Below are 13,444 nucleotides of genomic sequence, written 5' to 3'. Positions count from 1 at the left end.
GGGCGCCGCCGGTATTGCACTCCTACGCGATGCCGACCTTCTTCGGCCACAGCTGGGCCAGCAACATGCCGGCGAACATCAGGACGCAGCCGAAGTAGCCTTTCAGTGCCAGCGTCTCGCCGAGCAACAGGGCGCCGGCAATGGCGGCGAACACCGCTTCCAGCGAGAGGATGATGGCGGCATGGGAGGCGATGGCGTGCTTCTGTGCCACCACCTGCAGGGTGAAACCGACCGCCACGCCGAGCAGACCGCCATAGAGGATGGCCGGGCCGGCGGCAAGAATGGCATCCAGCCGGATTTCCTCAAACAGCACCGCGAGAACCAGGCTTAGCACCGCGCAGGCGGCGAACTGCAGCAGGGCCAGGCGCAGCGGGTCGTGGCGGCTGGCGAAGAAGCTCACCAGCAGTACATGCACGCCCCAGACGAAGGCACCGGCCAGCTGCAGCCAGTCGCCGGAGGCGACTTGAAAACCCTCGCCGACACTGAGCAGGAACATGCCGAGCACCGCCAGTCCTGCGCCCAGCCAGGTGCCCAGGCCCGTGCGCTGGCCGATCACAAGACCGAGCAACGGCACCACGATGACGTACAGCCCGGTGATGAAGCCGGAGTTGGTCACGCTGGTGAACAGCAGGCCGACCTGCTGCAGGTTGATGCCCAGCGACAGTGCCAGGCCCATGGCCAGGCCGCCGAGCAGCAGGCCGCGATTGACCGGTGCGGGCCGCTGTTCGCCCTCGCGCCTGCCGAGCCAGACCACCAGCGGCAGCAGGGCCGCGGTGGCGAGGGCGAAGCGCAGGCCGGTATAGAGGAAGGGGCCGACGGCGTCCATGCCCAGGCGCTGGGCGACGAAGGAGGAGCCCCAGATCATCGCGGTCAGCAGCATCAGCAGGTCGGCGCGCAGGGCTTGGCTTCGCATGTCGGTTCTCGGCGGCAAAAGCTGGCGACTTTGCCGCAAAGCGCGGAGCTTGACCACCCCGCTACGGCTCGGCATGCTGAGCGCCGCCTCGCCAGCCAGCTGGACAACAAGAACAGGAAAGCCATGGCCGCCTACGAGATCCTCATTGCCGACGATCACCCGCTGTTCCGCAGTGCCCTGCAGCAGGCCCTGACCCTGGGGTTGGGCCCGGACGTGCGTCTGGTGGAGGCGGCCAGCATCGCCGAACTGGAGGCGCGCCTTGCCGAGAAGGGTGATTGGGACCTGGTCCTGCTCGATCTCAACATGCCCGGCGCCTACGGTTTTTCCGGTCTGGTGCTGCTACGCGGGCAGTATCCGCAGATCCCGGTGGTGATGGTCTCGGCGCAGGAAGACGCGGCGGTGGTCTCGCGTTCCCGCGAGTTCGGTGCCAGCGGTTTCATCCCCAAGTCGAGCCCGCTGGAGACGATCCAGCAGGCCGTGCGCCAGATCCTCGACGGCGACGCCTGGTGGCCGCCGCAGGCCTTCGCCGCTGCCAGCGTATCGGCCGAGGCCAAGGCAGCCAGCGCCGGCCTGGCGAGCCTGACGCCGCAGCAGTTCCGCGTGCTGACCATGGTGTGCGACGGGCTGCTGAACAAGCAGATCGCCTTCGAGCTGAACGTCTCCGAGGCCACCATCAAGGCCCACGTCACCGCCATCTTCCGCAAGCTGGGCGTGCGCACCCGCACCCAGGCGGCGCTGCTGCTGCAGCAGATGGAGTCGATTCCGGGGCACTAGCGCCTTCGCGTTGCTCACCTCGCAACGGCTTGCGCCGCACACTTCACGCATTTTTGACGGCGCAGCCTCTAAGGTGCCGCCCGTCATCGCTACAGGACAGCAGTTCTCCATGTCGCCATTCAAGGGCCAGACCGGCCTGAAACGTATCCTCAATGCCGCCGGCTATTCGTTCGACGGCCTGCGCGCCGCCTTCGTTGGCGAAGCTGCCTTCCGCCAACTGGTCCTGCTCAACGTGGTGCTGATCCCGCTGGCCTTCTGGCTCGATGTGAGCCCGGTGGAGCGGGCGCTGATGGTGGCGGTGAGCATGCTCTCGCTGGTCGTCGAGCTGCTCAATTCGGCGGTGGAGGCGGCCATCGACCGCATCTCCCTGGAGCGCCATCCGCTGTCGAAGAACGCCAAGGACATGGGCAGCGCCGCCCAGCTCACCTCGCTCGCGGTGATCACCCTGGTCTGGGCGATCATCCTGCTGGGCTGACCGTCCCGGGCCTCGCCCGAGGCCTGCGCGCGTGCGCCGCGAATGGCGCCGGGCTCAGAGCACCCCAGCCTTCTTCCAGGCCAGATAGCGCCCGACCAGTTCCGGCCCCAGCTCCTTCGGCCTGGCATCCAGCACCGGCACGCCATGGGCCAGCAGGCGCTCGTGCAGGCCGGCGCGGGCGTTCAGGTAGTCCACCGTGCCACAGTAGGCCAGGGCCTGCTCGTAGTCCTGCACCTGGGTGTGGCGCAGGCGATCCAGCACTTCCTCGCGCAGGCTGGCGATCAGTACCCGGTGCTGACGCCCCAGACGCCTGACTGCGCCGAGCAGCTCCTCGTCGTCCTCGTCACGCAGATTGGTGACCAGTACCACCAGGGCGCGGCGGCGCTGGCGGGCGAGCAGGGCGTTGATCGCCGCGGCGTAGTCGGCCGGGCGGCGGGTGCTGTCGAGGTCGTACACGGCATTGAGCAGGCTGCTGATGTGGGCCTGTCCCTTGACCGGCGCGACGTACTGGTCCTGCTCGCCAGCGAAGGTCGCCAGGCCCACCGCATCGCCCTGGCGCAGGGCGACGTAGCTGAGCAGCAGGCAGGCATTGAGGGCGTGATCGAAGTGCGACAGCTCGTCGTCCTGGCTGCGCATGCGCCGGCCACAGTCGATCAGGAAGACGATCTGCTGGTCGCGCTCGTCCTGATACTCGCGGGCGATCGGCGTGCGCTTGCGCGCGGTGGCCTTCCAATCGATCTGGCGCAGGGTGTCGCCGTCGCGGAATTCGCGCAGCTGGTGGAACTCCAGACCGAGGCCGCGGCGCTGGCGCTGGCGCACGCCCATCTGGCTGAGCCAGTCGTCCACGGCCATCAGCTGGGCGCCATAGAGGCGGGCGAAGTCCGGGTAGACGCGGGTCTCGCTGGCCTGGCCGACGAAGCGGCGCGACTGCCACAGGCGCAGCGGGCTGGGCAGCAGCAGCTCGCAGCGGGGGAAGCGGAAGTGCCCGCGCTTGAGCGGGCGTACCCGATAGCCGAACTCGGTTTGCTCACCCGGATGCAACTCCACCTGCTGCGGCAGGAACTCGAAGTCCATGTGCTCGGGTAGGTGGTCGAAGGCCTGCACCGCCAGAGCCTGACGATAGTCGTGGTGCAGGGTCAGGCGCACCTCGCTCCAGCGGCCCAGCGGCAGGTTGCCGGGCAGTTGGCGCTCCAGGCGCGGCGACGGCAGGCGGCGCAGGCGGGCGGCGTCCAGGCCGGCGATCAGCAGCAGCGCCAGCAGCAGGCCCCACCACAGTGGCTGCAGGCTTTGCGGCAGCTTGATGTCGAGCAACGGCAGCGTACCCAGCACGACGGCCAGGGCCAGCAGGCCACCGAGCAGGCCGAGGAACAGGCGCGATGGCTTCACAGGCGCGGCGCCGGAACCTGATCGAGCAGCTGTTGCAGCACCTGGTCGACGGACAGGCCCTCGATATCCAGCTCCGGCGCGAGGCGTACGCGGTGGCGCAGCACGGCCAGGGCGCAGGCCTTGACGTCGTCCGGCACCACGAAGTCGCCGCCGCGCAGCAGGGCACGAGCCCGACCGCCGCGGACCAGGGCGATGGAGGCGCGCGGGCCGGCACCCATGGCCAGGCCCGGCCAGCTGCGGGTGGCGCGAGCCAGACGCACGGCGTAGTCGAGCACCTGATCGTCGATCTGCAGCTCGCTGGCGATCTTCTGCAGGGCCAGCACGTCCTTGGCCTGCAGCAGGGTGCGCAGTGGCGCTACTTCGAGCATGTCGGCCTTGGCGGAACGGGTCACCTGACGCACCAGGGTCAGTTCTTCGTCGGCCTGCGGATAGTCCATCCGCAGCTTGAGCATGAAACGGTCCAGCTCGGCTTCCGGCAACGGGTAGGTGCCTTCCTGCTCGATGGGGTTCTGCGTGGCCAGCACCAGGAACGGCAGGGGCACCGGCATGGCGCGGCCTTCCAGGGTGATCTGGCGCTCCTGCATCACCTCCAGCAGGGCGGCCTGGGTCTTGGCCGGCGCGCGGTTGATCTCGTCGGCCAGCAGCAGGTTGGTGAAGGCCGGGCCCTTGCGCAGCTTGAACTGCTCGCTGGCGAGGTCGTACACGGCGTGGCCGGTGACGTCGCTGGGCATCAGGTCAGGAGTGAACTGGATGCGCGCGAATTCGCCGCCGAAGCACTTGGCCAGCGCGCGCACCAGCAAGGTCTTGCCCAGGCCGGGCACGCCCTCGACCAGTACGTGGCCGCCGGCGATCAGCGCGGTGAGCACGTCATCCACCACCTCGCGCTGGCCGACGACCGCCTTCTGCAGCTCCTGGCGCAGGGCCTGCAACATCTGGGTGGCGCGCTGGCGCTGCTGGGCCACCGGATTCACCGGGGCTGCAGCGGGTGCGGCGCCGGCGGCTGCCGTCGAGCCGGCGACATCCGCCGGCGCCGTGGTCGCTTCGGGAGTGGTGCTGGGTTGCTGCGGGATGTTTTCGCTCATAGGGCATTCCTGAGGGTTTGCAGGTTGGCGACCTGGCGGGTGAAGTCGGCTGCGGACAGGCGCCGCGTCGGCAAGGGCCGCATGGCCGCACTGATGGCGCTGCTGGGGAGGCGGGTGAGGCGTCCGAGCACTTGCCACTGATCGGCCACGGCGAGACGCTCGAAACCGGGATGGCGATGGCGGGCACGACGCAGAATGTCGCGTTGCAGATTGCCGAGCAGGCGCTGTTGGCCGGCGCGGCGCAGCAGGAAATCGGCGCCGGCGCGCAGGTGCTCCTCGAGCTGTCGGCGCGACGCGGCCTGCGGCGCCAGCAACGGGCCGTGGCGCATGCCGACGTGCCACAGCAGCAGCGCGATCAGCAGGGCGAGTGCGGCCAGGGCGGCGGGATAGTGTTCGAGCAGCTGGCTGAACAGGCCGTCGCGCTCGGCGTTGTAGATCAGGGTCACGGCGCTGTCCTGGCTCAGGTACCAGAGCAGCCAGGCGTTGTCGTAGTCGCCGATGCTGTGGTTCTGCCACAGCCAGGCGTCGGTCACCACGGTGACCAGCCCCTTGCCGTGTTCCAGCTGCAGCATGTGGGTGGACTCGCCGCTGTTGGCCCAGGCGTAGGCGCGGTCCTGGCCGTCGAACAGGTGGAAGTCGGTGTCGAACTCGGCGTAGGCCGGCGCTTCCTCGTTCTCCAGATAGATCTTAGTAAGCTCGGGATAACGGTCTTCCTCAGCCGCTTCCTCATTCGCTGACGCGGTCGCAACCTCGGCTTCGGCTTCGGCTTCGGCTTCGAGCTCGACCGTGTCGTCTTCGGTCGGCGTCTCCTCGGCGGCCTCGCTGTTGTCGTCCTCTTCGTAGGCGTCGTACTGCTGGATGCCGAGGGCATCGAGCAGCAGATCGCCGCTGCGCCCCTCTTCCTCGTCCCAGACTTCCTCGGCGACGAACACCAGGTGGCCACCGTTGGCCGCCCACGCCAGCACCCGCTCGGCCTGGCGCGGGGTCATGTTGTTGCGCGGGGCGAACAGCATCAGCGTCTGGCCCGCCGAGGGCAGGCCGTTGAGCGCGTCCAGTCCGTCGGCGCGGCGGAACGGGATCTTCTGCTGGCGCAGGAACATCTCCGCGGCCAGGTATTCATTGGCGCGGGCCTCGGGGGAGGGGCCGTGCTCGACGGTTTCCTCGTAGGGCTGCAGCTGTTGCACCACGAACAGCACGATTCCGGCGAGCGTCAACAGCAGAAGGCCGGCCAGGCCAATCTTCAGGGCGCGGTTCATGCGGCTGCCCTCCGCCCGAACAGCCGGCGCCAACCCTCGCAGAGCCCGCGCTTGAGACTCTCAGGCGGTAGCCGGTGGCCGTAGGCGAGGTTTTGCCAGTGGCGGGTCAGGGCCTGGGCGAAGCGACCGAGTTCCTCGTGTTGCAGGCCCTCGACCAGACGGAGGACCTCGCCCTCGGTGTGCGAGCTCTTGAGCGGCAGGCGGAAGTCGTGCAGCAGGCGGCTGAGCAGGGCGCGATAGAGCAGGCCGAGGGCCTCGCGCGGGTGCTCGGCCCAGAGCCTTTCGGCCTCGCCGGCGACATCGTCGGGCAGGCTCTCGGGGGCCAGTTCCAGGCCGAACAGCTGGCTCGGCATCTCGCGCACCCGCCGACGGGGCAGGCCGAGGCGGCCGCCGAACGTCTCCAGCCACTCACGGTAGCGCCACAACAGCAGCGCGATGGCGAGGATCAGCAGGGTCCAGAGCATGACCTCGAACGCCAGGGCGACCGGGTCCAGCTTGCCCCACCACTCGCTGAGCTTGAACAGCTTCTCGAGCAGTTCGGCGAAATCCTTGATCTCTTCCTCGCTCGGCTCCTCGGCCTTTTCTTCGTCACCGAAGCGCCAGCGGGTGACGCTCTCGCGGTTCTCGAACGGCGGGTTGTCGAGCAGCGTGCCGATGCCCTCGTGGGCGGCCTTGCTGGTCAGCGGCTGGTTCAGCAGGCGCTCGGCGTCCGGCCCGGCGGGGTCGTCGAAAGGTACCGGGCAAGTGCCGACCGGCTCGGCGGCCAGGGCATCGCCGGCCGGCAGCATCAGCGTCACGGCGGCGCAGGCCAGCAGCAGGGCATACGCACTGCCAACCAGGCGCTGGCGCAGGCGGCGGAAGGTCAGCTCGATGTCCCAGGCCTCGAGATCGGTGCGCCGGTTGAGATAGAGGGTGAAGCCGCAGGCAACGTAGATCGGCTCCCAGAACACCAGCACCAGGGCGTAGATCAGGTTGGACAGGTGTTCCAGCCACAGCCACTTGCCGCTGCTGGCCTGGATCAGCGTCTCCCAGTCGAACTGGGTCTCCATCTGTTGCGGCACCAGCAGCCAGATCAGCGTGGCCAGGCCTAACCACAGCAGACCTTCGAGGTGGAAGCCGAGGATGGTCAGCCAGGCGGCGCCGCCCGAATGGCGCTGACCCAGCACCGTGAGGCGCTTGCCGCGCGCCTCGCCACCAAGGCCCTCGAGCTGCATCACCGGCAGGTCGAAACTGCGCGTCGGGCTCAGCCGGCGCCAGGTCAGGCTGGCGATCAGTTGCGGTTTGAGCAGGCGTGGCAGGGCCGTTAGCGCTTCCTTCAAGGTCGGCGTGTCGCCGAACAGTGCGCGCGAGAGGATGTGCAGCGGCAGGCGTTCCCAGGCCGGTTTCAGCCACCAGAACAGCAGCACGGTCAGGCTCGGGTACTGCCAGAGCAGGGCGCTGATCACCGCGAACAGCGGCAGGGTCACGGCGGCCCAGCTGAGCATCAGCAGGCCGGCATGGCGGCGCGCCAGAAGCACGCCGAGGTCGATGGCCTCCCAGGCGGTGCGCGGGCGGATGGCGACGCTGGCGTCAGTCAGGCGCATGGCGGGTCCGTCCGGCAAACAGGAAGTAGGCGATCACCAGCAGCCACAGGCCGGCACCGACCCAGTATTTGGTCACTGCGCTGGCATAGGTCATGGATGACCAGTAGGCCTCCACGAAAGCGGCGATCAGCAGGAACAGAATGACCCCGGCGACCAGCTGGATGGCCTGGCCGGCGGCGCGCCGCAGCGCTTCCGCGCGGCGCAGGCGGCCTGGCGCGAGCAGGGCCCAGCCGAGCTTGAGACCGGCCGCGCCGGCGAAGGCGATGGCGGTGAGCTCGAAGGCGCCATGGCCGACGACGAAGGACCAGAAGGTCTCGCTGTAGCCGATGCGCGTCAGATGGCCGGCGATGGCGCCGATCACCAGGCCGTTGTAGAGCAGGAAGAACAGGCTGCCGAGGCCGAAGATCAGGCCGCTGGCAAAGGTCTGAAAGGCGATGCCGATGTTGTTCATGATGTAGTAGCCGAACATCACCCAGTCCTCGCCGGAGTCGCGCTCGGCGAAGCGGCCGATGCGCCGGGCACCCGGGTCGTACATTTCCTCCATCTGCCGCACCTGCTCGGGCGCGATCAGGCTGTAGATCAGCTCGGGGAAGAGGTAGCTCAGCAGGCCCATGCCGATCAGCGCACCGAAGAACAACAGGCTGCCGGCCAGCACGGCGCGCCACTCGCGGCGTACCAGTTGCGGGAAGCCGGCGATGACGAAACGGATGATCTGCGCGCCCAGGTGGCTGCGGTGACGATAGAACTGCTGGTGGCCGCGCATGGCCAGCTGCTGCAGGCGATCGATCAGGTGGCTGCTGTAACCGCGCTCCTCGGCCAGGGCCAGGTGTTGGCAGAGGTGTCGGTAGTCGGCGGCGAAGCTTTCGCACTGCTGGCGTTCGGCCTTGCCGTTTTCCAGGGGCGCCAGGAGGGTCTCGAAGCGCTGCCAGTCGGCGCCGTGGCGTTGCTCGAACAGGTGCTGTTTCATGCCGAGCCCACCAATCCGCGGGCGATGCCGTGCAGGCGCTTCTCGGCATGGTCCGGCAGGCTGTCCAACGGCTCGGCGAGGATGGCGGCCAGCTCGGCGCGGCGAGCGCCGGAGAGGTCGGCGCGGCGCTCGGCGAAGTCCAGCACGGCGCGCTGTTCGGCCAGGCTGAGCGGGAAGGGCGCGCGCTCGATGTCCGCCTCCGGAATCTGCGGGCGCTTGGGCTCCTCGTCGCGGTAGACCACCAGGGTGCCGGCGGCGAGATCGCCGAGGCGCTTGAACGAGGAGTGGCTGAGGCAGCTGATGGCGCCGACGCAGTAGGCGAATGGCAGCATGTCCACGGCGCGCAGCAGGTTGCGGGTCAGCGAGGCAGCCCAGCCGACCGGGGTGCCATCGTCGTGTACCACGCGCAGGCCCATGGTCTTCTTGCCGGGGGTGCGGCCCTGGTACAGCATCTCGAAGAGCACGGGGTACCACCAGTTGACCAGGAAATAGAGGATGGTGCCGAGGCCGGCGCCGAACTGGCCGAGCACACCGAGCAGGATAAACGCGCCGAGCAGAATGGCGCCGCGGATCAGCAGATCGATACCGAACGCCAGGGCGCGGGGCATGAGGCCGGCGGGGCGCAGAATCAGGTCGATGCCTTCCGGGGTTTCCACCTGACGACGGGTGTCCAGAAGCGAGGTGCTGGAGAGGGCGAGGTTAGGCTGCATCGGTCAACTGCATCGAAGAAAGCCTGATGCTAGCCAGCAGCAGGACGCTAAAGCAATCGGGCCGCCCGCGGCGGCCCGAATTCTGACAGCGGATCAGTTGGACTCAGGCGGCAGCACACCGAAGATGGTGTTGTACAGCGCACCGATCATCACCATGACCATCGGCAGGGTCCAGATCAGGCCGATGCCCAGCGGCAGCATGCTGATCCAGAGGATGATGTTCATCGCCAGGAACAGGAAGAACACCTTGAACCAGTGCTGGCTGATGGCCTTGCAGGACACCATCATGGCCTGCCAGGGCGACAGCTTGCGCTCCACCACCAGCGGGATGGTCAGCAGCAGGGCGATGGACAGGTAGATGCCCGGCAGAACGAACAGGGCGAAGCCGATGACGGTGACGATGGTCATCAGGATGCCCGCGCCCAGCAGCGGCAGGGTGCGGTTGAAGTGGCTGAAGATTTCGGCGAAGCGCACCGGCTGGCCGGCCGCCTGGCGGATGCCGACCATGTTGAAGCCGGCCATGAAGGGGTAGGTCACGGCCAGCATGATCAGCGAGCTGAGGAGGGTAATGAGGATCAGACCGGAGATGCCGGCGACGGCGGCACCCTCGCCACCGCCCAGCGCGGCCAGGCCGACGGCACCGACGCCCAGCACCAGCGTCAGCAGGTAGATCGCCAGCTGAGCGCCGATCAGTGCGCCAAAGAGGGCGAAGAAGCCGCCCCAGATGATGCCCTTGGTGCCTTTGGTCTTGCGCCAGGCTTCGCCCAGCAGATCGGAAATCGAGAAGTTGTAGCCGCGGGTGAGGGCTTCCTCGATGGAGAGGGCCTGGCCCGGGGCCGCCTTGTCCATCAGGTCGCTGCTGGGCACGGCATAGGGGTTCTGAATCGCTACTTCGTTCATGTGAGACTTTCCCTGGTCATGGAGTTTTTCCAAGCCCGCATCCTAGCGACAGTGGCCTCGCGCCAGCAAGCATGGGCGCACCTTCGCGTGAGCGAGATCATGCTTTGCTAGACTGCCGCCTCGACCGTTCAAGGACCGCACATGAGCGCCAGCATCTTCTGGTACGACTACGAAACCACGGGTATCAACCCGCGTTGCGACCGACCGTTGCAGATGGCGGGCATTCGCACCGACGAGCAGCTCAACGAGATCGGCGAGCCGGTCAACCTGCATTGCCGCCTCTCGGACGACATCCTGCCGCATCCGGCGGCCTGTCGGATCACCGGTATCACGCCCCAGGTCCTCGCGGAAAAGGGCCTGTCCGAGGCCGAGTTCATGGCGCGCGTGCACGCTGAACTGGCTCTGCCCGGCACCTGTGGCGCCGGCTACAACAGCCTGCGCTTCGATGACGAGGTGACCCGCTACAGCCTGTACCGCAACTTCTATGATCCCTACGCGCGCGAGTGGCAGGGCGGCAACAGCCGCTGGGACCTGATCGACCTGGTGCGCACGGCCTACGCCTTGCGTCCCGAAGGGATCGAGTGGCCGAAGGATGAGGAGGGCAGGGTATCGCTCAAGCTGGAGCGGTTGACCGTCGCCAATGGCATCGAGCACGGCCAGGCCCACGACGCGTTGTCGGACGTGCGCGCGACCATCGGCCTGGCCCGCCTGATTCGTGATCGCCAGCCGCGTCTCTACGACTTCTTCTATCAGCTGCGCAGCAAGGCCAGGGTGGCGGAGCAGATCCAGCTGCTACAGCCGCTGGTTCATGTCTCCGGACGTTTTGCGGGAAGCCGCAGTTACCTGGCCGTGGCGCTACCGCTGGCCTGGCACCCCCGCAACCGCAACGCCCTGATCGTCTGCGACCTGCATGGCGATGCCCAGCCGTTGCTGGAACTGTCCGTCGAGGAGCTGCGTCGTCGGCTTTATACGCGCCGCGACGCGTTGGCCGAGGGCGAGCTGCCAGTGCCGCTCAAGCTGCTGCACATCAACAAATGCCCGGTGGTGGCGCCGCTCAAGGTGCTGCGCCCGGAGGACGTCGTCCGCCTGCAGCTGGATCTCGACGCATACGAGCGGCGTGCCCAATCGCTGAGAGACAGTCAGGCGGTCTGGCAGGCGAAGCTGAACGATCTCTATGCCGCGGACGATTTCGCGACCTCGTCAGACCCGGAACAACAGTTATATGCCGGATTCCTCGATGATCGTGATCGCCGAATGTGCGAGCGAGTGAGAACTTCGTCTGCGGCCCAGTTGGCCAACGACAATTGGGCCTTCGCGGATGAGCGGCTTGGCCAACTGCTATTTCGCTATCGGGCCCGTAACTTCCCCGACTCATTGTCCATTGAAGAGTTGGGGCTTTGGTGCGATTTCTGTCGGAGTCGATTGAGCGATGAAGCGGCCGGTGCGCCTAATACGCTGGACAAGTTCGAGCAGGTGTTGCAGCAGGAGTGGGCATCGGCATCGCCAGCGCAGCAGCAAGTGCTGCAGGCCTGGCGTGAGCATGCACAATTATTGCGCAGTCGTTATTGGATGGCGCCGTAAATAAAAATGCCGGCATTTGCCGGCATTTTCGTATCGCCTGGTGATTAACCGAGCAGAGTGGCCCAGCTTTCCACGGTGGCAGCGCCCCACTTGGCCTTCCACTCTTTCAGCGTCTTGTGGTTGCCGCCTTTGGTTTCGATCACTTCACCGGTGTTCGGGTTCTTGTACTGCTTGACCTTGCGAGCGCGCTTGCCGCCGGCCGGCTTGGCGGCGCGAGTGGTCTTGGCGCCTTTGTTGCCTTCCGGATCGAGCAGGGCAATGATGTCGCGCAGCGACTTCTGGTATTCGCCCATCAGGGTGCGCAGTTTGCCTTCGAACTCCAGCTCTTTCTTCAGCTTGTCGTCCTGCGACAGATTTTTCAGGCGCTCTTGCAGCTCTTTGATGGCTTCTTCGGTGGCGCGGTATTCATTGATCAGCGACATATTGTTCTACCCAATGGCCAGTTGCTGTTGTAAGTAGGGCAATAATAGACAGGGCAATTGATCAAGTAAACAAGTTGAAGAAGTTTTATCGGTTAATTCCTTTGCATGTTTCTGGTGCTGCAGCGCTCTGTTGCAGCATGTGTGCAAATAGATGACCGATGCCGTCCGTTGATCTTTGGGCAAGTTGTGGCGCACGCGGGCATGTCCGGTGTTGGCTGCTGAAGTTTTCCTGCTCTGCGGCTAGAATGGCCGACTCGCGAAGTTTCTGGAGTTATTCATGCGCACTTTTCGGCTGGTGATTGCCTGCCCCGACCGCGTTGGTATTGTGGCTAAGGTCAGTAGTTTTCTCGCCACCTATAACGGCTGGATCACCGAAGCCAGCCATCACTCGGACAATCAGAGTGGCTGGTTCTTCATGCGCCACGAAATCCGGGCCGATTCGCTGCCATTCGATCTGGACGGCTTCCGCCAGGCCTTTGCGCCTATCGCCAGGGAATTCTCCATGGAGTGGCGCGTTACCGATTCCGAGCGGAAGAAGCGCGTCGTACTGATGGCCAGTCGCGAGTCCCACTGTCTGGCGGACCTGCTGCACCGCTGGCACAGCGACGAGCTGGATTGCGAGATTCCCTGCGTGATCTCCAACCACGACGACCTGCGCAGCATGGTCGAGTGGCACGGCATTCCCTTCCATCACGTGCCGGTGGACCCCAAGGACAAGGCGCCGGCCTTCGCCGAGGTGTCGCGGCTGGTCGGCGAATACCAGGCCGACGTGGTGGTGCTCGCCCGCTACATGCAGATTCTCCCGCCGCAGCTGTGCCAGGCCTACGCTGGCCGGGTGATCAACATTCACCACAGCTTCCTGCCGTCGTTCGTCGGTGCCAAGCCGTACCACCAGGCCTCGCTGCGCGGGGTCAAACTGATCGGCGCCACCTGTCACTACGTCACCGAGGAACTGGATGCCGGCCCTATCATCGAGCAGGACGTGGTGCGCGTGAGCCATCGCGACAGCGTCGAGGACATGGTGCGATTGGGCAAGGATGTGGAGAAGATGGCGCTGGCCCGCGGCCTGCGCTTCCACCTGGAAGATCGCGTGCTGATTCACGACAACAAGACGGTGGTGTTCGACTGACCGTCGGGAGGCGAGGATGAAAAGGGGCGAGGCCATACCGCCGCCCACCCTCGGCGAGGGTTGCCTGCAGCGCTACGATCCCGAGGCGCTGAAGGACAGCGACGGCACCGAGTTTCCCGGTGCCGCCGAGCTCTGGAAGCAACTGCAGGACAAGCCTGCGGCAGAGAAGGGCGAGGCGCAGGAGAGCCCTGCGCCGGGCCGGGACTAGATCCGGAAGCTGTCGACCAGCTGCTTCAGCCGCGCGGCCTGCTGCTCCAGGTCGCCAC

14 protein-coding genes are annotated in these 13,444 nt (G+C 66.5%); 5 read left to right on the top strand and 9 right to left on the bottom strand.

Annotation, left to right across the window (positions count from 1 at the left end):
- Positions 1 to 22: 22 nt before the first annotated feature.
- A complete protein-coding gene (locus NF616_RS20785) occupies positions 23 to 988 on the bottom strand; it encodes a DMT family transporter (protein ID WP_434091919.1) in 966 nt (321 codons plus the stop codon).
- A gap of 48 nt (positions 989 to 1,036) precedes the next feature.
- On the opposite strand from NF616_RS20785, the gene erdR reads away from it, so the two are divergent.
- Positions 1,037 to 1,687, top strand: a complete 651-nt coding sequence (gene erdR / locus NF616_RS20780) for a response regulator transcription factor ErdR (RefSeq protein WP_252275675.1) — start codon at positions 1,037 to 1,039, stop codon at positions 1,685 to 1,687.
- 109 nt (positions 1,688 to 1,796) lie between these two features.
- A complete protein-coding gene (locus NF616_RS20775; protein ID WP_252275674.1) occupies positions 1,797 to 2,162 on the top strand; it encodes a diacylglycerol kinase in 366 nt (121 codons plus the stop codon).
- 54 nt (positions 2,163 to 2,216) lie between these two features.
- Here NF616_RS20775 and NF616_RS20770 read toward each other — a convergent pair whose 3' ends face one another.
- The 7 genes from NF616_RS20770 to NF616_RS20740 form a co-directional block, all read right to left on the bottom strand.
- Entirely contained in the window at positions 2,217 to 3,548 is a 1,332-nt protein-coding gene (locus tag NF616_RS20770) for a DUF58 domain-containing protein (protein WP_252275673.1), read from the bottom strand.
- Entirely contained in the window at positions 3,545 to 4,630 is a 1,086-nt protein-coding gene (locus NF616_RS20765) for an AAA family ATPase (RefSeq protein WP_252275672.1), read from the bottom strand. Before NF616_RS20765 ends, NF616_RS20770 begins: the two co-directional genes overlap by 4 nt.
- Positions 4,627 to 5,886, bottom strand: a complete 1,260-nt coding sequence (locus NF616_RS20760) for a DUF4350 domain-containing protein (protein ID WP_252275671.1) — start codon at positions 5,884 to 5,886, stop codon at positions 4,627 to 4,629. The genes NF616_RS20765 and NF616_RS20760 overlap by 4 nt, the downstream gene beginning before the upstream one ends.
- Positions 5,883 to 7,469: a DUF4129 domain-containing protein gene (locus NF616_RS20755; RefSeq protein WP_252275670.1), complete on the bottom strand. Its 1,587-nt coding sequence runs from the start codon at positions 7,467 to 7,469 to the stop codon at positions 5,883 to 5,885. The genes NF616_RS20760 and NF616_RS20755 overlap by 4 nt, the downstream gene beginning before the upstream one ends.
- Complete coding sequence (locus NF616_RS20750; protein WP_252275669.1) at positions 7,456 to 8,436, bottom strand: stage II sporulation protein M; 981 nt, start codon at positions 8,434 to 8,436, stop codon at positions 7,456 to 7,458. Before NF616_RS20750 ends, NF616_RS20755 begins: the two co-directional genes overlap by 14 nt.
- Positions 8,433 to 9,146 (bottom strand): RDD family protein, encoded by a 714-nt coding sequence (locus tag NF616_RS20745; RefSeq protein ID WP_252275668.1) that lies wholly within the window; start codon positions 9,144 to 9,146, stop codon positions 8,433 to 8,435. Before NF616_RS20745 ends, NF616_RS20750 begins: the two co-directional genes overlap by 4 nt.
- Before the next feature lie 93 nt (positions 9,147 to 9,239).
- Complete coding sequence (locus NF616_RS20740; protein WP_252275667.1) at positions 9,240 to 10,046, bottom strand: hypothetical protein; 807 nt, start codon at positions 10,044 to 10,046, stop codon at positions 9,240 to 9,242.
- A gap of 141 nt (positions 10,047 to 10,187) precedes the next feature.
- Between NF616_RS20740 and sbcB the strand changes: the two genes are divergently transcribed.
- A complete protein-coding gene (gene sbcB / locus NF616_RS20735) occupies positions 10,188 to 11,627 on the top strand; it encodes an exodeoxyribonuclease I (protein WP_252275666.1) in 1,440 nt (479 codons plus the stop codon).
- Between the two features lie 44 nt (positions 11,628 to 11,671).
- Here sbcB and mvaT read toward each other — a convergent pair whose 3' ends face one another.
- Complete coding sequence (gene mvaT / locus NF616_RS20730) at positions 11,672 to 12,049, bottom strand: histone-like nucleoid-structuring protein MvaT (protein ID WP_252275665.1); 378 nt, start codon at positions 12,047 to 12,049, stop codon at positions 11,672 to 11,674.
- A 277-nt stretch (positions 12,050 to 12,326) separates the two neighbouring features.
- Here mvaT and purU point away from each other — a divergent pair, with 277 nt between their 5' ends.
- Together purU and NF616_RS20720 are read left to right on the top strand one after the other, a co-directional pair.
- Positions 12,327 to 13,178, top strand: coding sequence for a formyltetrahydrofolate deformylase (gene purU, locus NF616_RS20725; RefSeq protein WP_252275664.1), 852 nt, complete (start codon positions 12,327 to 12,329; stop codon positions 13,176 to 13,178).
- Positions 13,179 to 13,194: 16 nt separating this feature from the next.
- Positions 13,195 to 13,386 (top strand): hypothetical protein, encoded by a 192-nt coding sequence (locus NF616_RS20720; RefSeq protein ID WP_252275663.1) that lies wholly within the window; start codon positions 13,195 to 13,197, stop codon positions 13,384 to 13,386.
- The last annotated feature ends 58 nt before the right edge of the window (positions 13,387 to 13,444 follow it).

Origin of the sequence: Pseudomonas subflava (assembly GCF_023823685.1) — a bacterium.
GTDB lineage: Bacteria > Pseudomonadota > Gammaproteobacteria > Pseudomonadales > Pseudomonadaceae > Aquipseudomonas > Aquipseudomonas subflava.
The sequence above is the reverse complement of the archived record's forward strand: the minus strand, read 5'-3'. Positions and strand labels throughout refer to the sequence as shown.

Coding starts and splice junctions, on each gene's coding strand:
- NF616_RS20785 (WP_434091919.1), bottom strand. CDS start 988: ATGCCGAGCCGTAGCGGGGTGGTCAAGCTCCGCGCTTTGCGGCAAAGT.
- erdR (WP_252275675.1), top strand. CDS start 1,037: ATGGCCGCCTACGAGATCCTCATTGCCGACGATCACCCGCTGTTCCGC.
- NF616_RS20775 (WP_252275674.1), top strand. CDS start 1,797: ATGTCGCCATTCAAGGGCCAGACCGGCCTGAAACGTATCCTCAATGCC.
- NF616_RS20765 (WP_252275672.1), bottom strand. CDS start 4,630: ATGAGCGAAAACATCCCGCAGCAACCCAGCACCACTCCCGAAGCGACC.
- NF616_RS20760 (WP_252275671.1), bottom strand. CDS start 5,886: ATGAACCGCGCCCTGAAGATTGGCCTGGCCGGCCTTCTGCTGTTGACG.
- NF616_RS20755 (WP_252275670.1), bottom strand. CDS start 7,469: ATGCGCCTGACTGACGCCAGCGTCGCCATCCGCCCGCGCACCGCCTGG.
- NF616_RS20750 (WP_252275669.1), bottom strand. CDS start 8,436: ATGAAACAGCACCTGTTCGAGCAACGCCACGGCGCCGACTGGCAGCGC.
- NF616_RS20745 (WP_252275668.1), bottom strand. CDS start 9,146: ATGCAGCCTAACCTCGCCCTCTCCAGCACCTCGCTTCTGGACACCCGT.
- NF616_RS20740 (WP_252275667.1), bottom strand. CDS start 10,046: ATGAACGAAGTAGCGATTCAGAACCCCTATGCCGTGCCCAGCAGCGAC.
- sbcB (WP_252275666.1), top strand. CDS start 10,188: ATGAGCGCCAGCATCTTCTGGTACGACTACGAAACCACGGGTATCAAC.
- mvaT (WP_252275665.1), bottom strand. CDS start 12,049: ATGTCGCTGATCAATGAATACCGCGCCACCGAAGAAGCCATCAAAGAG.
- purU (WP_252275664.1), top strand. CDS start 12,327: ATGCGCACTTTTCGGCTGGTGATTGCCTGCCCCGACCGCGTTGGTATT.
- NF616_RS20720 (WP_252275663.1), top strand. CDS start 13,195: ATGAAAAGGGGCGAGGCCATACCGCCGCCCACCCTCGGCGAGGGTTGC.